Origin of the sequence: Rheinheimera sp. KL1 (assembly GCF_001275035.1) — a bacterium.
Lineage (GTDB): Bacteria > Pseudomonadota > Gammaproteobacteria > Enterobacterales > Alteromonadaceae > Pararheinheimera > Pararheinheimera tangshanensis.
Map to the genome: position 1 here is coordinate 34,195 of NZ_LAMX01000023.1, position 18,828 is coordinate 53,022.

Annotated in this window: 19 protein-coding genes and 2 pseudogenes; 6 read left to right on the top strand and 15 right to left on the bottom strand. The window is 45.8% G+C overall.

Annotated features, from left to right (window positions below; all coding sequences use genetic code 11):
- Nucleotides 1–295 precede the first annotated feature (295 nt).
- Entirely contained in the window at nucleotides 296–1,024 is a 729-nt protein-coding gene (locus WH43_RS13310; protein WP_053425097.1) for a substrate-binding periplasmic protein, read from the bottom strand.
- Nucleotides 1,025–1,239: 215 nt separating this feature from the next.
- Here WH43_RS13310 and WH43_RS13315 point away from each other — a divergent pair, with 215 nt between their 5' ends.
- From WH43_RS13315 to WH43_RS13330, 4 genes are all read left to right on the top strand, one after another.
- Nucleotides 1,240–3,579: a TonB-dependent receptor gene (locus tag WH43_RS13315; protein ID WP_082335780.1), complete on the top strand. Its 2,340-nt coding sequence runs from the start codon at nucleotides 1,240–1,242 to the stop codon at nucleotides 3,577–3,579.
- Between the two features lie 263 nt (nucleotides 3,580–3,842).
- Nucleotides 3,843–4,166, top strand: coding sequence for a DUF883 C-terminal domain-containing protein (locus WH43_RS13320; RefSeq protein WP_053425099.1), 324 nt, complete (start codon nucleotides 3,843–3,845; stop codon nucleotides 4,164–4,166).
- Nucleotides 4,167–4,202: 36 nt separating this feature from the next.
- Nucleotides 4,203–4,691, top strand: coding sequence for a hypothetical protein (locus tag WH43_RS13325; protein ID WP_053425100.1), 489 nt, complete (start codon nucleotides 4,203–4,205; stop codon nucleotides 4,689–4,691).
- Entirely contained in the window at nucleotides 4,669–4,923 is a 255-nt protein-coding gene (locus WH43_RS13330; protein ID WP_053425159.1) for a hypothetical protein, read from the top strand. The genes WH43_RS13325 and WH43_RS13330 overlap by 23 nt, the downstream gene beginning before the upstream one ends.
- On the opposite strand, the gene WH43_RS13335 is transcribed toward WH43_RS13330, so the two are convergent.
- The 3 genes from WH43_RS13335 to WH43_RS20715 all read right to left on the bottom strand — a co-directional run bounded on the left by WH43_RS13335 (nucleotide 4,920) and on the right by WH43_RS20715 (nucleotide 7,030).
- Nucleotides 4,920–6,137 (bottom strand): glycerophosphodiester phosphodiesterase family protein, encoded by a 1,218-nt coding sequence (locus tag WH43_RS13335; protein ID WP_053425101.1) that lies wholly within the window; start codon nucleotides 6,135–6,137, stop codon nucleotides 4,920–4,922. The two genes, WH43_RS13330 and WH43_RS13335, sit on opposite strands and share 4 nt — an antisense overlap.
- 114 nt (nucleotides 6,138–6,251) lie before the next feature.
- A complete protein-coding gene (locus WH43_RS20710; RefSeq protein WP_286049738.1) occupies nucleotides 6,252–6,776 on the bottom strand; it encodes a DMT family transporter in 525 nt (174 codons plus the stop codon).
- Nucleotides 6,758–7,030, bottom strand: a complete 273-nt coding sequence (locus WH43_RS20715; protein ID WP_286049739.1) for a DMT family transporter — start codon at nucleotides 7,028–7,030, stop codon at nucleotides 6,758–6,760. Before WH43_RS20715 ends, WH43_RS20710 begins: the two co-directional genes overlap by 19 nt.
- 330 nt (nucleotides 7,031–7,360) lie before the next feature.
- Between WH43_RS20715 and WH43_RS13345 the strand changes: the two genes are divergently transcribed.
- Nucleotides 7,361–8,335, top strand: coding sequence for a glycosyltransferase family 2 protein (locus tag WH43_RS13345; protein ID WP_053425102.1), 975 nt, complete (start codon nucleotides 7,361–7,363; stop codon nucleotides 8,333–8,335).
- Nucleotides 8,336–8,584: 249 nt separating this feature from the next.
- On the opposite strand, the gene WH43_RS13350 is transcribed toward WH43_RS13345, so the two are convergent.
- The 11 genes and pseudogenes from WH43_RS13350 to WH43_RS21225 all read right to left on the bottom strand — a co-directional run.
- Nucleotides 8,585–9,076, bottom strand: coding sequence for a glutathione peroxidase (locus tag WH43_RS13350; protein WP_053425103.1), 492 nt, complete (start codon nucleotides 9,074–9,076; stop codon nucleotides 8,585–8,587).
- A 251-nt stretch (nucleotides 9,077–9,327) separates the two neighbouring features.
- Nucleotides 9,328–9,741 (bottom strand): ExbD/TolR family protein, encoded by a 414-nt coding sequence (locus tag WH43_RS13355; protein ID WP_053425104.1) that lies wholly within the window; start codon nucleotides 9,739–9,741, stop codon nucleotides 9,328–9,330.
- Nucleotides 9,742–10,020 (bottom strand): annotated as a pseudogene (locus WH43_RS20720) (MotA/TolQ/ExbB proton channel family protein); the annotation flags it as partial.
- Nucleotides 9,984–10,469 carry a hypothetical protein gene (locus tag WH43_RS21105; protein ID WP_353504803.1) on the bottom strand — a complete coding sequence of 162 codons (486 nt, stop codon included), beginning with the start codon at nucleotides 10,467–10,469 and terminating at the stop codon, nucleotides 9,984–9,986. The gene WH43_RS21105 and the pseudogene WH43_RS20720, both read right to left, overlap by 37 nt.
- 10 nt (nucleotides 10,470–10,479) lie before the next feature.
- Entirely contained in the window at nucleotides 10,480–11,154 is a 675-nt protein-coding gene (locus WH43_RS13365; protein ID WP_053425105.1) for an energy transducer TonB, read from the bottom strand.
- Entirely contained in the window at nucleotides 11,151–11,831 is a 681-nt protein-coding gene (locus WH43_RS13370) for a Fe2+-dependent dioxygenase (protein WP_053425106.1), read from the bottom strand. Before WH43_RS13370 ends, WH43_RS13365 begins: the two co-directional genes overlap by 4 nt.
- A 169-nt stretch (nucleotides 11,832–12,000) precedes the next feature.
- Nucleotides 12,001–14,349 (bottom strand): catecholate siderophore receptor Fiu, encoded by a 2,349-nt coding sequence (locus tag WH43_RS13375; RefSeq protein ID WP_053425107.1) that lies wholly within the window; start codon nucleotides 14,347–14,349, stop codon nucleotides 12,001–12,003.
- Nucleotides 14,350–14,512: 163 nt separating this feature from the next.
- The gene (locus WH43_RS13380; protein ID WP_053425108.1) at nucleotides 14,513–15,112 is read right to left on the bottom strand and encodes a hypothetical protein; all 600 of its coding nucleotides are present in this window, start codon (nucleotides 15,110–15,112) and stop codon (nucleotides 14,513–14,515) included.
- 57 nt (nucleotides 15,113–15,169) lie between these two features.
- Nucleotides 15,170–16,075: a diguanylate cyclase domain-containing protein gene (locus WH43_RS13385; RefSeq protein WP_053425109.1), complete on the bottom strand. Its 906-nt coding sequence runs from the start codon at nucleotides 16,073–16,075 to the stop codon at nucleotides 15,170–15,172.
- A 294-nt stretch (nucleotides 16,076–16,369) separates the two neighbouring features.
- The gene (locus WH43_RS21220) at nucleotides 16,370–16,873 is read right to left on the bottom strand and encodes a methyl-accepting chemotaxis protein (RefSeq protein ID WP_502694042.1); all 504 of its coding nucleotides are present in this window, start codon (nucleotides 16,871–16,873) and stop codon (nucleotides 16,370–16,372) included.
- A gap of 36 nt (nucleotides 16,874–16,909) precedes the next feature.
- Nucleotides 16,910–17,677, bottom strand: a pseudogene (locus tag WH43_RS21225) (PAS domain-containing protein); the annotation flags it as partial.
- A gap of 410 nt (nucleotides 17,678–18,087) precedes the next feature.
- Here WH43_RS21225 and cobB point away from each other — a divergent pair.
- Nucleotides 18,088–18,792: a Sir2 family NAD+-dependent deacetylase gene (cobB, locus tag WH43_RS13395; RefSeq protein WP_053425111.1), complete on the top strand. Its 705-nt coding sequence runs from the start codon at nucleotides 18,088–18,090 to the stop codon at nucleotides 18,790–18,792.
- Nucleotides 18,793–18,828 lie beyond the last annotated feature (36 nt).

The window sequence follows — 18,828 nt, forward strand, 5'->3', positions numbered from 1 at the left end:
AGCAAGCTAATAACCACTCGAAAAACCAGCTTGCATAACCATAGCCTTCTTTTTTATACCAATAAATCCGGGTAGCTAAAGTGAACAAAAGCCATATCAAAAGCAGCCAAAAAATGACCTTAAGAATATCCATGCCCTCACATTAAATAACAGCGTCTATGCAAACAATGTTCGTCTGGCAAGTCGAACAGCTGTTCTCCTTGTTTTATGGTGCGCCCATCTATCAAGTTATGCCTAAGGTGCACCGATTTCAACAGTTTTTAGCAGTGAACTGCCGTCCATCCTTGCCTTCCAGCTACTGACTCAACTCCGCAAAATACTTTAGCTGCAGTTGGCTAAATAACTCCGACTGTTTCAACTCCATCAGTGCTTTATTAAAACGTTCAGCGACCTCTGGAGTGCGGGCTAACATATGATAGTGATTCGGCTGGAACAAGCTCAGGACTCTCAGACTCCTGTCATCAGGGGCTGTCAGGCGGTAATAGTGCCAGAAGATATTTCTGTCCATCACCAATACATCCACCCTGTTTTTTAATAATAAAGCCGGCAGTTGATGTTGCTCCACCACTTCGAGATAACTGCTGGTTTTATTAATGGCGTCGGCATAAGCTGGCGGCAAAAACTTCAGGGCGTTTTGAAAAGCCATCACTCTAAGCCCCACCAAATCGCTTAAGCTCAGGATCTCTTTATACAAGTCTTGGCGTACTATCAGAATATTCTGATAACTGATGTAGGATTCGGTGGCGAACAGCCCCTCTGGGGCACTACGTTGCAGTGACACTAAATCAGCCTGGCCTTCGTTAAATACATCCAGTAATCGACCATTAGGTACATGAATAAACTGACAGTCAAAGCCCATACGTTTGACCACAGCACTGAGTAATTCCAGTTCGTAGCCGGTTTGAGTCGATACTTTGATATAAGGAGGTTTTTCCACCCCAACTAAAAGCTGTAGCTGCTGCGCCTTTGCAGGAACAGCCATGAAGGCCACACAGAGCATTCCTAAATACAGCAGTTGTTGCATCGACTTCACCTTCTACAACCTCACTTCAGCATAGGCCAAACTCTTGTTTGAACTCCAGTTTTTTCTTTGAACTGTTCACAAAACAGCCACTTAGCCTTTCATAAAACTTACATATCAATTACTTCATTTTGTCATCGCCCTTTCACTGCAATGTCATCAGACCACTCCAGAATGATGGCATTTTCTTCAATTCAAACAACAATATGGAGTTTCACGTGGCATTACATCACAAACATCTGCTCGCTTTGGCAGTGAGTTCAGCCCTGGGTTTATCGGTACCTGTTGTCGCAGAAGAAGCCGCAGCGGCAGCGGCTGAAGAGCAGGAAGTCGAAGTGTTGGCCATTACCGGCAAACGTATTAGCTACGCCAATAACAGCACAGACGAAGCCATTAAAAATACCAAAGCGCCAATAGGCAATGTGCTTGATTTAGTCAGCCAACTGCCTGGCATTAGCGTCGGCCAAGGCGACGCTTTTGGTGGTGACGACTGGTCAACAACTATTTCAATGCGCGGTTTTAACGTCAACCTGAACGAGCAACAACTGGGTATTACCGTAGATGGTTTACCTAATGGTGGCTCTGGTTATGGCGGTGGCAGTAAAGCCAACCGTTACCTGGACACAGAAAACACCGCTTTTGTCGAAGTAGGCCAAGGCACATCCGATATCGCCTCTGCTTCTTTAGATGCGTTGGGCGGTACTTTAAACTTTGTGTCCAACAACCCGCTGGCCGAAGAAAACTTATCTGTAGGGGTGACAGGCGGCGATCATAATGCCCGTCGTTATTACACCCGTTTTGACACAGGCCAGATAGGTGGCAATACCACAGCCTATTTCAGCTTGTCAGACAGCTTTAACAACAGATGGATAGGTTCAGGCAGCAATGGTTTTACTGACCGTCTGCACGGTGAAGTTAAAACTGTGACCGAATTGGAAAACACCACTATCACCGCGCGTTTTTCTTACGATGACGCTGAAGAAGACAACTACAACACCGTCTCTTTAGCTCAGTTTTTCGAAAACCCGGAGTGGGATCGTCTGACCAATGTGTGGACAGGTAACCCGGATGTCGATCAAAACTTTGCTGAAGTCTGGTCGACCTTGCGCGAAAACAGCTTCACCTACGTGAAAATTGACACTGATTTATCCGACAGCCTGAATCTGACTGTAACGCCTTATGTGCATATGCAATCTGGCCGTGGTGACTGGATGCCGCCGTATCAGGTCTATGTGGAAGATGCTGCCGGTAACCGCGTCAGTCGTGGTACAGGTAACGGTACTTTAACGCCTTATCAGTACGTCAATGCGGAAGGTCAGCCGATTCTGGATCCAAATGCCGATTTAACAGGTGCCACCCGCGTATCCTCTTACCGCCATACCCACTATGAAAAAGACCGTTACGGTCTGACGTCAGAACTCAAATGGGCGATGGAAAACCACGAGCTGCGTTTAGGTGCCTGGCTGGAACAGCAAGACCGTGACGAAAGCCGCGACTGGCACAACGTGATTGACCCGAAACAGTATCACTACTTCGACAATCAACCGTACTGGGTGCACTACGATCGGACTTATGAAACTGACACTCAGAAAATTTACCTGCAGGATCAAATCAGCTGGAACGATTTAACTGTTACTTTGGGCGTGAAGCAGTTTTATGTCGATGTCAGCCGCAAAGACAATATAGTGGCAGGTAACGAAGGTAAACTCGACAGCGATTCAGATTTATTGCCAAGCCTGGGTTTTGTTTATCGCTTAAACGAAAGCTACGAAGTCTTTGGTGGTTACGCCGAAAACTTCAAAGCTATCAGCGATGCGATTTTAGAAACCGATCAGGATTTTGGTTCATTGGAGGCTGAAACTGCAGAGAATATCGACTTAGGGTTACGCTACTTTGGCGATGACTTAAGCCTGTCTTTGACTTATTACGACGTCCAGTTTGATAACCGTATTACCTTCCTGCAACCCGGTGCCAATGGCGCTGGCCCGGATTATCTGAACGAATTAGACGGTACTTATGTCAACGTAGGTGGTATCGAATCGAACGGTTTAGAAGCCAGCTTAAACTGGGAATTTATGCAAGGTTGGAGCCTCTACAGTGCTTTGACCAGCAATAACGCCGAATACAGCCAAAGTATTAATACCTTGGTTTTGGATGACGATGGCAATGTAGTGACAGGCCCAGACGGTAAACCAGCCATTAACCCTGCTGCTATTTTTGAGGGCGATAAAGTCGCAGGCTCACCAGAAACTATGCTGAGCTTGTCACTGCGTTATCAGGGTGAAGCGTACCGTGCAGGTTTAACCGCCAAGCGCACTGACACTTACTTTGGCGCTGCTTTAGGTGGCAATAAAGATGAAATCCCAGCCTCTACTGTGATGGATTTCTACGTCGGTTACAGTAAAGATTTGTCGTCTAAAGACATGTTTAAAGGCCTAGATCTTTCATTAGTGCTGAATAACTTAAACGACGAAGATTACTTAGCAGGCGGCCAGGAAGGGGCTTATTACTTAGGTGCTGAACGTACAGCAACTGTGACGTTAAAACTGGATTTCTAACAAAATTCAGAGTGACACAAAGCCGGGGTTTCAAATGCCCCGGCTTTTTCATTTCTTTCATAGATCATGCCCTGAAGACAAGGCATGTAAAAATTACCAGCAACGGGTAAGTTCTACAGCCAACCCAAAGCCTCACCAATAGTGAAAAACTGATAAATTATTGTTTTTATTGATTTATATCTATTTGGCACAGCAAGTGCTTTAATTAAGATGCAAAGTGTAGCGTCTTGCTGCATTTCACACTCTTCCTCAGGAGATTTATTATGGCTACTTCACAAAGTGCAACAGAACAAGCGAAGGCAAAAAGCAACAGCGCGTTAAATTCGCCAGTGACGGAAAAAGCGGTTGAAGCTGCCCATCATGCAGTGGACGCCGTAGCGAGTAAAGCCGCTGTAGCTGAAGACACGCTTCGTAAAACAGCAGCCAGCTCACAGGAAACGCTGTCGCATAAGCAGGAAGAAATTAAACAGCAACTGCAAATGTCATACAGCAAAACCCGTGAGTTGGCAGCGCAAAACCCGCTTGCTACCGCTGGTATAGCTTTTGCTGCTGGTGTACTGCTGACAGCTCTGTTACGTCGTAACTAAGCCTTTCAACAGACCTGACTCGAGCAAGGCGGATTTATGCAACATCGCGAGAGCTCTGAAGCTCCTGCACAAAAACCTGGGCAGCCTGCATCGGCTGCCCTTAGTCAAAGCGCAGAACAGGCTTTAGATCAACTGGCGCATCTGGCAGCTCTTGGCCATTCAGTCAAAGAGGTTTACGCCGGTCAGCTGAAACTGACAGGACAAATAGCTAACGCAGAATGGCAACTGAGCGGACGCAGCCTGACCATAGCTGCTGCTCTGGTCGTCTGTTTTGGTGCTGGTTTGATTTTGCTCTGGGGCAGCATTTTATTAGTGCTGGGTTATCTGCTGTTTCAGTTAAGCAGCTCAATCTTGGTCACAGCTGGTGCCTTAGTGTTGCTGCAGTTTGGCTTGTTGTATTGGTGTTGGCGCAGCCTGGGTTATGTGTTGTCGCAAGTGGGCTTTTCAAATACGTTGCAGCAATTACGTCTTTTGTTTTTTGCAGCCAAACCGGAGGACAAAAATGCTAATTCAACAGCTGATTAAAAAGCAGCAAGTACAGCTGGCGGCCCTGACAGAACAAAGCCAGCTGCAGCAGCAGGAACTGTTGCTCAGAAAACAGCAACTGTCGCAAAATGCCCTGGCATTTATCGGCTCCACACCAGGCTTACTACTGAGCTTTAGCGTCGGTTGCCTGTTTCAGCTACGCCACAACAGCGTCATCAAAGTGATGCGCAGTTTGGTTGGTTTTCGCTGGATCACAAAACTGCTAGGTTAGTGTTTACACCCCTGCAGAAACAAAGCTCTGTTTTTCAACGCTAAATCAGGGTAATCGGAAAATACGCCGTCTATGCCCTGTTTAAACAAGTCCTGCATTTCTTCATCAAAGCTGAATGTAGTTTTGGCGTCTTTGGCCATTAAATAATTGGCTTCAGCCCTAAAGGTATAAGGGTGCACTTTTAAGCCCTGCTGCTGTGCAGCTTTAACAAAAGGCTTTAACGTCAGACTGTGTTTTTGATAAATACTGCTACGCCATGGCCCTATACCTGCGGCGTAGCTGTGCACAAAGCTAAGTCCTTTCTCATTCAGTAATGCGGAGTAATCCAAAGGCTTAGCTGCGGCCGATAAAAAGTCAGTGTCTTGTGGATAGATAGCTTTTAAATCAGTCCCTTGTTGCTGGTGATAAAACACATCATAAGGCACAGAGAAGCTGTCTTTGGGTGGTAAATAGGCTTTTTCTGTATCGCCTATCAGCTGGATCAGTGGAAATTTCAGCTTCATAGCCGGCATCCAGTGTTGCTTTAACTCCAGCAGATTTTGCACTTCAAAGGACTGAATAAACACCCGATTTGGGTCGGTAAACTGCAGTTGCTTTAATTGCTGGATCAGCTTTTTGCTGGTATCAAGCGCTATGGCTTTGCCGTCCAGAGTTTGGCCTTCATAACGAAAATAAGTCGGGTGTTTGGTTTCAATATAAAGCCCGACTTTACGGCCTGTATCCGCTTCAAATTGCTTCACCAGACTGACAATTTCAGCCAAAGTAGCAATAGAGTATTGGTCGTTATGCTCCGCACCTTGAGGGCGAAGTGCAGGCAAAGGTTCGCGGGCTTTGAGCTGCTTAATTTCAGCCAGCGTAAAGTCTTCACTAAACCAGCCGGTGACGGGAATGCCATCAATACGCTTGGTAGTTCTGCGATCGGCAAACTGCGCTAGTACAGCCACATTAGTAGTGTTGGTTAAATCATTTTCGTGACGGCTGATAAGCTGACCATCTTTGGTTGGCACTAAATCCGGTTCGATAAAGTCGGCACCCATTCGCATCGCAAGCTGATAAGCTTCCAGCGTATGCTCAGGCAAATGACCACTGGCACCACGATGCGCGATCACCAGAGGTGGGGTTGCACAGTTGTCTGCTGCAACAGCCAGTTCAGGGGTTATAGTCAAAGACAGCAGGCTCAGAGGCAGCAGGAAAAACCCTTTTTGTTTCAGCATAGTATGTATACCTTTTGCAAAAGTCTTATCCTAAACTGCCTGAATGACACTGGCATGACAACAGACAACCTATTCTTCAGCCCTTCGTGAAGCGGCCGCTTCACGAAGGGAAAATCAACGCCGCTCTTGTGCCCAAAGATAAAGACCGCTGGCCATAATGACCCCTGCACCAATTAGCAAAGAGAAATCCGGGTACAACTGCCACAACAAAATGTCAAAACCTAAACCCCAAACCAGCGCAGTGTATTCAAAAGGCGCAATCACAGAAGCCGGAGCTAAACGAAAGGCTTCAGTAATAAACACCTGACCTACAGCACCACTTAATCCCATCAGCGCAAATAACCACAGATGATCGGACGATAAAGCCACCCAGTCCGGATAAGCCAAAGCTCCGGCCCCCACCCCTATCATGGTCATCAGCCAAAACACCATATTGCCGCTATTGTCGGTGCGGGATAACACCCGCACCGTAATAGCCGAAATGGCATAACAAAGTGCCGACACCAAAGCAGCCAGCGCGCCTAAACTCAGTAATTGATCGCCTTCAGGTTTGAGCATAAAGACCACAGCCAGCATGCCAATGCCTATAGCCACCCATTGCCGCAGCTGTACATGTTCACCTAAAAACCACACTGACATAGCAGTGATAAGAAGCGGCGCAGCAAAAAAGATAGCGTAAGCATCGGAGAGCGACAGGGTTGAATGGCATAGACAAAAGCGGACAACATCACTATGCCAAGCACAGCTCTTAGCAGATGCAAAGACCAGCGTGAATTGAGTAAATGCTGCACTCTGTTGGTTGTTATTAACCAGCACACTATTAATGGCCAGGCAAATAAAGCCCTCAAACTGGTAATTTGCATGGGGCCATAGTGCTTTGTCAGTTGCTTCATGCAAGCATCCATAGCGCAAAACATACCAACCGCCAGCAACATAAAAAGGATCCCTTTCGTGGGATGATCAGAAGCAGAGTGCGCCAGACTTTTCATAAGGTCCTATAACAACCTGAACAACAGAATGAACTGGCGTCAGTCTTTAGAAATTCCTCAATGAAAGCAAGCCGAAAACCTCGAAAATCAGCGTTTTATTAGAGTTCAAACAGAAACTCAATGATTCCAGATCTTCAGGCTTTTTGTTACTACATGTAAAACTGCTGCTGAGTTGCGTATCGATCCTGATAAAATGGAAGTCATTTTTATATAGCGCCAGCGGGTCTTCCTTTTATGCAATCCAGTGTCTTATTGTCACTTGTTGTGCCTTTTTATCATGTAGCAGACTATTTTGCTCAGTTACTGGGCTCTATCGAAGCTCAGCTAACAGAGCAGGTACAAATTGTGCTGATCTGTGATGGTGCATCCGATGGCAGTCTGGAGATCGCCAAACTGCATATGGCCAGCTCTGCAATGCCGGAATGCTACTTACTGCTTTGTCAGCACAACTCAGGGGTCAGTGTGGCAAGAAACAACGGTATCAAGCATGCAACTGGTGACTATATTGGTTTTGTTGATGCGGACGATGTGCTGCTGCCAGGTTATGTCGAGGCCGTATTACAGGTCATCCAACAGCATCAGCCTGACCTGATTGAACTAGGTTATAAAAGATTTATAGATGAGGCCGCCATAGCACAGAGTAAAGCCCGTTACCTGCATAAGAATTCTGGTTGGTTAGCAAAAGACAAAGCAGTGACGAATGTGTTTAAAATAAATCAATGGTTTTCGTGGTTGAGAATTTATCGTAAAAAAATAGCCATGAATTTTCAGTTTCCTGTGGGGGTCGCCTTTTGCGAAGATGTAATGGCATTACCCGATTTATATCTGGCAGCGCAGCGCTTGTACCACCTGCGTTTACCCCTTTATGGGTATCGTGAACATCAGGCCAGTGCCTCTTTTAATGTCAAAGCTGAGCATCAGCAGCAACTGCATAATTTCTTCACAGCGTTAGAGCAAAAGCAGGCATATCCGGCTTTGCAGCCAAAGTGGCGGCATATCTTATTATTGAATCTGGCCTATTTGCTTTATAAATTGCAGCTGGATAATAAAAGCCTGCAAAGTTTTCCGGTCAGGTTGGCGCAGCAATGCAAATCTGTTGTGCGAAAAAGTTGGTGGCTACCGCAATTTTCAGTGCGAAAGAAAATACAGTTAGCTTTTGCGTCCTACTTTTTTAACCGCAGCAGAGCTAAAGATGAAAGGAAAAAATAAAGACAGCTAAAAAACAAAGCTTGGCTTTTTATTGTTTTAAATCAAGGCAAGGCCAGCAGAACTGGCGCACACTGAGCTTCGTTCTCACAGTAGGATGAACTGGTTGTCCAAAAGCAGGTCTTTTCGCAACCGATCCCAGCCTTGTGTATTTTGCGCCTGTTTTCAGGCGCTTTTTTACACTTCTGCAAAAAGCAGATTGGCATAAAAAAGGACGACCATAAAGGTCGCCCCTACAATTTTTCTCTGCACTTATTTTGCTGCTAGCGCCTGTTGAATTTCTGCTTCTAAATCTTCTGGTTTGGTTAGTGGTGCTGCGCGTAAAATCGCTTTGCCGTCGCGGCCGATCAGAAATTTCGTGAAGTTCCATTTGATCGACTCTGAGCCTAATAAACCTGGTTTTTGTTGTTTCAGGTTTTTAAATAAAGGCGAAGCCTCTGGGCCGTTGACGTCAATTTTGGCGAACATTGGAAAAGACACACCGTAGTTCAGTTCACAAAACTGGCTGATTTCACTTTCATTGCCTTGCTCTTGTTTACCAAACTGGTTGCAAGGGAAACCTAAAATTTCCAGGCCCTGATCTTTGTACTTTTGATACAACTCTTCTAAGCCTTTGTACTGCGGCGTAAAACCACATTTACTGGCCGTATTGACAATCAGCAGCACTTTACCCTGATAGTCTTTTAACTCTACCTGCTGGCCTTTGATATTGGTCACAGCTAAATCAAAAATTGGGTTCGACATTATTTGCTCCTCTGCTGTTCTGGTTTCAGTGATATACCCGTCGTACTTGAAGCTGCAGCTTTGTTGACCGCGAGCTCTCGCCTCATTCACATAGCTAAACTATGCTCCTGAGGCCGCTCACTCTTGTCGTCTCGCTGCAATTACAATTACTGGGGGTATAATTCCAAAGTGCAAACATAATGCCTAACAATTAAATTGCATGCAATTTAATTTTATCGATGTACTTTATGCAAAAAACCGAACAACAAAGTTTAAGCCGCAGGTTCGCTGATAAAGCCTAATTTCAGTAAACCAGACTGCTGCACAGCGGCCATTGTCTTCAATACATGCTCATAAGGAGCTGCTTTATCTCCCCGAATATGTACCTCGGGTTGTGGCTGTTTTTGAGCTTGTTCAGTAAGTTTGAGCTCAAGTGCAGCTGCATCAACAGGCGTGTCGTCCCAAAATACGGCGCCGTCAGCTTTGACTGTTAAAGTGACAGTTTGAGGTTTAATTTCCTGCTTTTCGTTGCTGACCCGGGGTAAATCGACTTTTACGCTATGGGTTAATACCGGCACTGTGATAATAAAAATAATCAGCAGCACCAGCATCACATCCACCAGTGGTGTCATATTAATTTCGCTCATCACTTCATTGTCTGAATCTAAACCACCACCAAAAGCCATTTATTTTGCCTCCTTTAATGGCACTACCACTTTGCTGCTTTTTGGTGCTGCACCGGTCAGAAAATAGGCATGTAGTTGATGGGCAAACCGATGCATTTTATTCAACACATCTTTGTTGCCACGCTGCAAAGCGTTGTAACCAAGTACAGCAGGAATAGCCACAGCCAGGCCAAAGGCGGTCATAATCAGAGCCTCACCAACAGGGCCTGCAACTTTGTCGATACTGGCTTGCCCCGAAACACCTATCCCCACCAGTGCATGATAAATCCCCCAGACAGTGCCAAATAAACCGACAAAAGGCGCAGTGGAACCAACAGAAGCAGGATGGCTAACCCCTTTTGCATCTGCTCAGCACTTTCATCAATAGCGCCGCGTAAACAAGAGGTAAGCCATTCGGCTAAAGGCAAATTACCATGTAAATCTTGCTGATGACTCTGATGATGATCCAAAGCCGCCTGGCCTTCATCAGCCATGTAGCGAAACGGGTTCATCGGGCCTGTTGCTGAGTCTGCCGAACTTAAAATCCGCAAACCTTCAGTAAAACTGTGAGCATGCCAAAAATCATTGCTGGCTCTGCTGATGCGTTTTAAGCGCCATAAACTAATAGCCCGGATCACAATCACAGACCAACTGGCGACAGACATCAACAGCAGCATCACGGCCACGGCTTTGATAACAAAGTCACCTTGTGCCCAGAGTGCGGCAATACCATAGGGATTTTCTTGCATGATTTACTCGCTAATGAATTGAATTTAAATTAAAAACCACAGGCTGCACAAACCAGTAGTCGATTGGTTGTCCCAACTTCAGCGCAGGTTGGTAGGTCCAAGCGCGTACTGCGTTTAATGCCGATTGATCCAGTCGGGCAAAACCCGAACTTTGTTTCAGTTTTAGCTGCCCTACTTTGCCATTTTTAAGCACCAACACCTGTAAATAGACTGTGCCCTGCTCTTTCAGACGGCGCGATAAAGTCGGATAAAGTGGTGCCTTGTTCAGAGCTTTATTGGCTGAGGCCACAGGCGGTGTTGCCGCTGGTTCAGGCTCTGATGCTTTGGCTACAGCTTTGTTATTTGCCGTTTGCGCCACAGGTTCTGGGGCACTAACCGCTGTAGGTGATGCTTCAGCCACTGGAGCTGGTTTTAGCGGCACAGGTTTTGGCTTCGCTACTGCTTTTTTCGCTTGCGCTTTTTGTCGTTTCAGCGGTTTGGTTTTTGGCTTTTTCACAGGTTCTGGCTGAACTGGCTTAGGTTTAGGTTTTTCTGGCTGTGGCGCTATAGGGGCTGGAATAATAACCCCTTCAATGGCTTTTTCGACCGCTTTGGCTTGAGGTTCGCTGGTCTGACTGACCACAGCAGCAATCAAACTCAGATGCACCATCAGCACCAGCAAAAACAACGAGGCGGATCGTTTCACAGCTCAGCCCATAAACGCACTAAGTTATGGTAATGCCCGGTGAGCGCCAGCACTTCTGCTGTGTCGCCATGCTGTGATCGTAGCTGCTGTATGGTCTGATCCAGTTCAAATAACATGGAACGCTGTTGATCGTTACGCACCATACTTTGGGTCCAGAAAAAGCTGCATACCCGCTCACCACTCGTGACAGGCAATACCTGATGCAAACTGCTGGACGGATATAAAATTAAATCCCCTGCTGGCAGCTTAATTTCATGCAAACCAAAGGTATCCATGATTTGTAACTCGCCGCCCTGATAGTCATCAGGTTCAGACAAAAACAAGGTCGAAGACAGATCTGTTCGTAAACTTAAACCAGAACCCGGCAAACCGCGGATAGCGCCATCTACATGCAAACCATAATGTTCACCGCCCTGATAGCTGTTAAATAGCGGTGGCACGGTGCGAAGCGGAATAGCTGCTGCCATAAAAAGCGGGTGCTGATAAAGGGCTTGTAAAATCACAGCTCCAAGTTGTTTCGCCAGCGGGGATTCGACAGCTAACTGTTTGTTTTGTTTAACCAAAGCACCTTGTGGCCCAACAGTAGCACGACCGTCAGTCCAGTCTGCGGCATCAAGCAACTGCCTGAATTGCGCCACCTGGTCTTTGGTTAATACTTGCGGAATATGGATTAGCATAAAAAATCCTGCAAAGAGCCTCACAATAGTGAGGCTTATACCCAAACTGCGTGATGTTGCAGGGCGGCGACAAGCTCGCAAGCCCCCAGGAGCATAGAGATCCTATGTGACTGGGGCGAGTGAGCGCAGTCAACAAAGCTGCAGCTTCACGCAGGAAGGGTATTGTTATTTAGAACTGTACATTGACACCCAAACGGAACGAACGTGGAGTACCGGCAAAATACCGTGAGCCGCCGTTATTCAACTTGGCGATATACTCTTCGTCTAACAGGTTATAGACGTTCAGTTGTACGTCGACATATGGGGTGACAGGGTAAGAGGCCATAGCATCGACCACCCAATAATCCGGCATTTCAACCACAGCAGTTTTTGCCAGATTTAAGGTGGTGCTGCTGGAGCGAACCACTGTATCGACATAACGCACGCCGCCACCTAAAGTCAGACCTAGTGGCAACTCGTAGGTATTCCAAAGGGTAAAGGTGATTTCAGGGGTCCACTGGATCACACCACCGTCTGTAGGGTTGGTGCCAGCCTGATTACCCCGGGTGATCTCAGAGTCCATGTAAGCAGCACCAGCGCTGATTTGCCAGGCTGAAGTAATAGCTCCGACCACACCTAACTCAACGCCACGTACCTCACGCTCACCGACTTGCAGTGCAGTGCCATCCGGATCAGTGGCAATTTCGTTTTTATTGGTGCTTTCAAACACTGCTGCTGTAAACGCCAGTTTGTTATCCAGCAGATCCCACTTAGTACCCAACTCTAAATTGGTGCCTTTTTGTGGATCCAGGTTTGGATTGTTGATGTTGCCAGCCGTTTCACTTAAGGTGAAATTAGCACCGCCTGGTGGTAACTGGCTGGTAGCGTAGGACAAATACACACTGCCGTTTGCTGCAGGTTTATACAAGGCTCCCAGCTTGTAGCTGGCCAGGTTGTCTGATGCTTCTACTGACGAACCTAACTTAGTGCCTACAGGAATAATCTGTGGTGTTGAGGTGCCCTGAATAGTGACTGTATCGGTTTCTGTTTTGTAATGATCTAAACGGGCGCTGGCGTTTAATTGCCATTGCTCGCTTAAATGAATGGTATCCAACAGATAAACGCCAGAGGTTAAAGTACTGCCATCTGTGCTGGCGCCAGTATGAACCGGATTAACAAAAGCATCATCCATGCTTGGGTTATATAAATTAGCCGCTACCTGAGTGGTACCTGCAGGTAAAGCCAAAGTATTGTTACGCTGACTCTCATAAATAAACTCAATACCAGAGCTGATATCGTGGGTCAAACCAGCCACTTCAACAGAAGAATTTAACTGGGTCTGGTTGGTTAAGATCTGGTTTTGTTGATCTTTGCCCTGACGGCTGCGGGAAATAGTCCAGTTGGCTGGATCCGGGATGGCAACAGCAGCAGCACCGATGCCTGTTGTAGTGGTAATAGCATTCACACCCGTCAGCAAGTAATCCTGCGTGGATTGGCCAAAACGTGAGGTGTTGCGAAGAGTGGTTTTATCGCCTAAATCATGCTCAATTTTTGCAGTAACCATAGTGGCTTTGACGTCATCAAAGTCATTTCTTGAGCCGTAAAACTTGCTGGTATCCACAGGGGCCAGTGTTTTACCGGCGTTAGGGCCACCATTGGGAAAATTAGTACTTGGGTCCGCATCAAAAGCAGCGTTGTAGTAACCTTCTAACCCTACAGTTGGAGTACCACCATCCGGCAGGTTTTTCTGGTCAACATGAAACAGGTTTAAATAAGCGCGGGTTGCTGTGCCTAAACCCAGAGCCAAAGAGGTAGCAATACCAGTTTTATTGTCTTCCACTTCATCACGATCAACGACGCCTGAATTCTGTTTGAGCAGGTTCACGCGAATGGCAGAAGTGTCAGATAACTGACGATTCATATCGACAGTCGCTCTTTTGTGCGAGCCAGAACCTAAAGTCAGGTTGCCTGTCGTGAATTCTTCTTGTGTAGCCTGCTTGCTCGATAAGTTGATATAACCAGAGGATGCGCCACGGCCATTGTCTGCGCCTGCAGGGCCTTTAGCGATTTCAACTTGCTCTGTATTAAAGGTATCACGGCTGATGGTGCCTAAATCACGGATACCATCGACAAAAATGCTGCCTTGGGTATCAAAACCACGCATAAAAATGGAATCGCCAGTGGCTGTATTACCATTTTCACCCATCAACATAGTGATACCAGGTGTATTGCGTAAGGTATCAGACAAAGTCGTTGCAGCCTGTTGCTGGAACAACTCTTTTTTCACTACAACCAGAGTTTGTGGCGTGTTCACTAAAGGCTGAGTCAGCTTGGTTGAACTGGCTTTTTCAGCTTTGTATTTTGCTTCCACTGCATCAGCGGTAACCACCACAGCATCCAGTTGAGTGTCATTTTGCGTTGCAGTATTTTGTTGATCAGCAGTTGCTGTTGCCGGTAACGCCAAAGCGAAAGCTGAAGCTAACAAAGTGGTATTAAAACGGGCCACCTGCTGATGTTTTTTAGCGGTGATAAAAGCCATCGAATAAAGTCCTTCTAATGAAAATAGAGTGTTAACAACAAGTTTTTCGGTATCGGCGCTGATCCTGCTGCGCATGCTATCGAGAATCATTCTTATTTGCAAACAATTTTCATTGAGATGGAACTTTTTTATAATCTCCTGCGATGAAGCAATTAAAGCGCCTTTAACGACGACGGATCAGTAACCTGACTCCCACTACTGTGGTCAACATCAACAGCACTAAGCCAATCACACCCAGTACCTGATCCAGAGTTTTTTGTCCTGTCCATTGCAGGTAATGAGCTTTGTATAAATTGTTAATTAATTCCGTATCTTTACCTTGTTGCGACAGGCTTAAGCTGGCCCAATCCAGCTGAATTTGCACTCCGGTATCAGTGACAAAACCCTGCTCTGTTTTCAGCAATTGTTCGCCATATCGCTTCGAATTGACACTCATTGCGTCTTTAATCAGCCGTTGTAACTCATCAGCCGAAGGTTGTGGTCGCACTGTAAAATCCGTCAGATTTAACTGCTGCCAGCTATCTGATTGTTTCACCATCAAATGTGGTCCCAGCACGGTTTGCAGTAATTTGATTTCCTGCCACTCTGGTTGTGGAATGAGCTGAACTGCGTTGCTGATAGGATAGGTTTTGACCGTCAGGTAGGAAAAAGCAACCTGATAACCGGGTTTTATAAAAAACACCAGGCCAGTGGAAGCCCAGACAAAAAATGGCAGAATCAAACACCAGCCCAAAAAGCGATGGATACGACGGGGTAAGGACATAGGAATACAGAGCTCAACTGCATGGAAAACAAAAGTTTAACAGCTATAAAAGCAAAATTAACCGTAATTTTTCCCGCTTGAACGTGAAAGCTCAGCAGCCATAGCAAGTTGATGACCACCGGCGTGTTTAGCCTTATACATAGCCCGGTCAGCCGCAGCTAACAAACTAACCTGGTCCTGACCATGCACAGGGAACAACGCTATGCCTATACTGGCCGAGAGCTGTAGCTGATGTTGTTCAAATAAAAACGGCTGCTGCAGTTTAGTTAAAAGATGCTGTAAGGTGCCCATAACAGCTGATTGCTCTGCTACCGCATCCATTACAATGACAAACTCATCACCACCTAAACGGGCTACAGTGTCGGTTTCCCGCACTGAATACAACAGAAGCTCTGCTACTTTCTTCAAACATAAATCGCCAGCAGCATGACCATACCGGTCATTCACTTCTTTAAACTTATCCAAATCAACAAAACACAAAGCCAGCATTCCCTGCTCTCGTCTGGCCCGCGCCAGTGATTGCTGTAGCCTGTCTTCAAACAAAGCTCTGTTGGGTAATTGCGTCAGCGGATCGTAAAAAGCAATATGCTGTAACTGCTCTAATAACTGTTTATGTTTAGTGATATCTCGGGCCACAGCGACCCGTACATTATGATCTTCAGACCAACGTGCCGACCATTGAATATGAGCAATCTGACCATCTTTGCGGATATAACGGTTCTCAAAATCAATTTTTTCATCGCCCGACATAATCTCGCTGGCAGCCAACAAAGTGCGTTCTCTGTCATCCGGATGCACTAACTCAATCATAGAACGACCAATCATTTCGCTGCTTTGATAACCAAAAATCCGCTCACAACCGGAACTCAAATACAAAAAGTGGCCATTGGCATCCACCACACAAATAGCTTCAAGTAACTGATCAATGTAATCACTTAACGAGGCTAACGACGGGCTTGGCATACAACTCCTGCTTGATCTGTAACGTCAGACGTTTTTAAAAGCTAAGCCAAAATTGCTTAAAGCTTTGTAACTATAGGTCAGCCTCTGTGCTCATTAGCAAGAAAATAGCAGAGTCAAAATAAAGACACAACAAATATGATAAAAGTGAAACAAATTCAAACTGAGGTGGGCAAAGCTTTTTCAGACAAAGAAACTGATAGTAGTTTCTTTGTCCTGGTATTTAGCTATTTCATACTTACCACATTCATCCAAATCTGATACAAAATCTAATTTAGTTAGACGACCACTTACAGTTTACGAGGTAAGAATCACATTAGAAATCTGGCTAACTACATTATCAGCTCCGGCTTTGATGTCAGACATAACATCTTCAACTTCACTGATACGCTCGTTGACCTGTTGAGCTGACTGATTTACATCAGTAATCACAGTCATCATAGAGTCCACAATCTGCTGAGTTGCAGAAATCACAGTCGCAATTTCCGATGTTGAATTCGCGGTTCTTGAAGCAAGGCTGCGAACCTCGTCCGCAACAACCGCAAAACCTCGCCCCAAATCTCCGGCTCTGGCCGCCTCAATAGCAGCATTTAAAGCCAGCAAATTAGTCTGTTCAGCAATGGAGCGGATAGTACTTACGATCGCACCTATGTTTTTTGCATGTGAAGTTAAGGTTTCAGCTTGCTGGTAAGCACTGCCTATTTTGCTTACCATAGCGTTGGTGACGCTGACCGTTTCCTGTAACTTTTCGACGCCTGTGGCGACAATAACCGAAGTTTCTTCGGATGTGTTACCCGCCATATCTGCAGCATGCCGCACTGCATGCTCTTTATTCACGGCGACCGTCACATCTGAAGCAAATTTTATCACCCGGACTACATTACCGCTGCTGTCAAAAATAGGGTTATAGGTTGCTTCAATCCAAACAATCTGCCCATTCTTAGCGAAACGTTTGTACCGTCCCGAACAATGTTTACCGGCCGCCAAATCAGTCCAGAATCGTGGGTTATCCTTGTAAAATTCATCATCACAAAACATTCGATGATGCCGGCCAACCAGCTCAGTTTCGTTATACCCCATGACCTGCTGAAAATTAGTATTGGCTTCCAGCACATTGCCTTGTGGGTCAAAGTGAATAACAGCCATAGAGCGGTTTATGGCATCAAAAACGGCGTTTTTTGTATCAAGCTCTATTTTTGAGGCCGTTACATCGGATGCAATTTTGATCACTTTCTCAACAATTCCATCACTATTTCTGACAGGGAAATAAGTTGCCTCTAACCAAGCAACCTGACCATCTCCACGCACTCTTGGGAACTGACCGCCGAAACAATCTCCTTGTTTTAGCCTTAACCAGAACTGGCTGTATTCACGCGAATTTACATAGTCTTTGCTACAAAATTTACTGTGATGCTGTCCTATAATGGATTCTGGCTGCACTCTCATCATTGAGTTGAATAAAGCATTGCTTTTGAGCACATAGCCTTCGGGACTAAACTCAATCACTGCTAAGTAGTGCTCTATAGCGCTAAGGTCAGCAGTAGCTAAACTGACACGTGTTGCTAAGCTTTCAATCAGTTCTTTCGTTTTGCGGCCAAAAATCATAGGTCACCCCACTTTGCTGAGATAAAACGTTGGAGCCATGTCGATATCGACATAATGAATCCACTTACGCTTTTGCTTTGATCAAGTTCCTGCTGACCTTACAAAACAGGCAATATGGCGAGAAAATAATTAGCCTGTATTACTAATCCACTTTGTAAGAATATCAGCAGGTGAACGAAAAATCAATAAAAATGATAAATTTGATAAATTCATCATTTTTATTATTCCGTTACAAAGGAGAGGTGGTTAGGAAGTTATGCTCCCAGTTACTGAAGTAGTCTTTTGGATCTGAGTACAGATGTACTGGCTCTTCACAATAGTTCGCAGTAGCATGGAAGACTTGTGGCTTCAGCACCTCTGCTGGCCTGACCCAAAGGCAATAGTGTTAGTCGTAACAAAGGTTTAGTTCGATGAGATTTAACAACATAGTAGTGTTGACCGGAGCTGGTATCTCTGCTGAATCAGGTATTAAAACCTTCAGAGACAGTAATGGCCTCTGGGAAAACCATCAGATAGAGGACGTCGCTACCCCTGAAGGCTATCAGCGAAATCCAGCTTTAGTGCATCAATTTTATAATCAGCGCCGTGCTCAGTTATTGGATCCGAAATTAAAACCTAATTCGGCTCATCAGGCATTGGCGCAATTTGAACTTCAGCACAAAAGCAAAGGGGGTCGTTTTTTACTGATCACCCAGAATGTCGATAACCTGCACCAAAGAGCGGGTTCTGAGTCATTGATTGCAATGCACGGCCAATTACAAAAAGTAAAATGCCCAGTTACAGGGAAAAACCTGAGCTGGCTAAAGGATTTAACGGCAGCCGATCTTTGTCACTGCTGTAAAAATCCACAACCACTCAGACCCGATATTGTCTGGTTCGGTGAAATGCCTTATCTGATGGATGACTGCGTAGATGCGCTGATGCAAGCAGATTTATTTATCTCTATAGGCACTTCAGGTCAGGTTTACCCTGCGGCTGGTTTTGTAAAGATTGCCGCAGAATCAGGCGCTCATACCGTGGAGCTGAATATGGAAGCGACCCGGGGTGATTTTGCTGAAGGGTATTACGGTCCGGCTGCAAAAATTGTACCCGCTTATCTTTCTAAACTAAGCTGAGCTGATTTTTCAGCGGCCCCTGACAGCTTGCAACAA

Coding starts and splice junctions, on each gene's coding strand:
- WH43_RS13310 (WP_053425097.1), bottom strand. CDS start 1,024: ATGCAACAACTGCTGTATTTAGGAATGCTCTGTGTGGCCTTCATGGCT.
- WH43_RS13320 (WP_053425099.1), top strand. CDS start 3,843: ATGGCTACTTCACAAAGTGCAACAGAACAAGCGAAGGCAAAAAGCAAC.
- WH43_RS13325 (WP_053425100.1), top strand. CDS start 4,203: ATGCAACATCGCGAGAGCTCTGAAGCTCCTGCACAAAAACCTGGGCAG.
- WH43_RS13330 (WP_053425159.1), top strand. CDS start 4,669: ATGCTAATTCAACAGCTGATTAAAAAGCAGCAAGTACAGCTGGCGGCC.
- WH43_RS13335 (WP_053425101.1), bottom strand. CDS start 6,137: ATGCTGAAACAAAAAGGGTTTTTCCTGCTGCCTCTGAGCCTGCTGTCT.
- WH43_RS20710 (WP_286049738.1), bottom strand. CDS start 6,776: ATGTCAGTGTGGTTTTTAGGTGAACATGTACAGCTGCGGCAATGGGTG.
- WH43_RS20715 (WP_286049739.1), bottom strand. CDS start 7,030: ATGAAGCAACTGACAAAGCACTATGGCCCCATGCAAATTACCAGTTTG.
- WH43_RS13345 (WP_053425102.1), top strand. CDS start 7,361: ATGCAATCCAGTGTCTTATTGTCACTTGTTGTGCCTTTTTATCATGTA.
- WH43_RS13350 (WP_053425103.1), bottom strand. CDS start 9,076: ATGTCGAACCCAATTTTTGATTTAGCTGTGACCAATATCAAAGGCCAG.
- WH43_RS13355 (WP_053425104.1), bottom strand. CDS start 9,741: ATGGCTTTTGGTGGTGGTTTAGATTCAGACAATGAAGTGATGAGCGAA.
- WH43_RS21105 (WP_353504803.1), bottom strand. CDS start 10,469: ATGCAAGAAAATCCCTATGGTATTGCCGCACTCTGGGCACAAGGTGAC.
- WH43_RS13370 (WP_053425106.1), bottom strand. CDS start 11,831: ATGCTAATCCATATTCCGCAAGTATTAACCAAAGACCAGGTGGCGCAA.
- WH43_RS13375 (WP_053425107.1), bottom strand. CDS start 14,349: ATGGCTTTTATCACCGCTAAAAAACATCAGCAGGTGGCCCGTTTTAAT.
- WH43_RS13380 (WP_053425108.1), bottom strand. CDS start 15,112: ATGTCCTTACCCCGTCGTATCCATCGCTTTTTGGGCTGGTGTTTGATT.
- WH43_RS13385 (WP_053425109.1), bottom strand. CDS start 16,075: ATGCCAAGCCCGTCGTTAGCCTCGTTAAGTGATTACATTGATCAGTTA.
- WH43_RS21220 (WP_502694042.1), bottom strand. CDS start 16,873: ATGGCGGGTAACACATCCGAAGAAACTTCGGTTATTGTCGCCACAGGC.
- cobB (WP_053425111.1), top strand. CDS start 18,088: ATGAGATTTAACAACATAGTAGTGTTGACCGGAGCTGGTATCTCTGCT.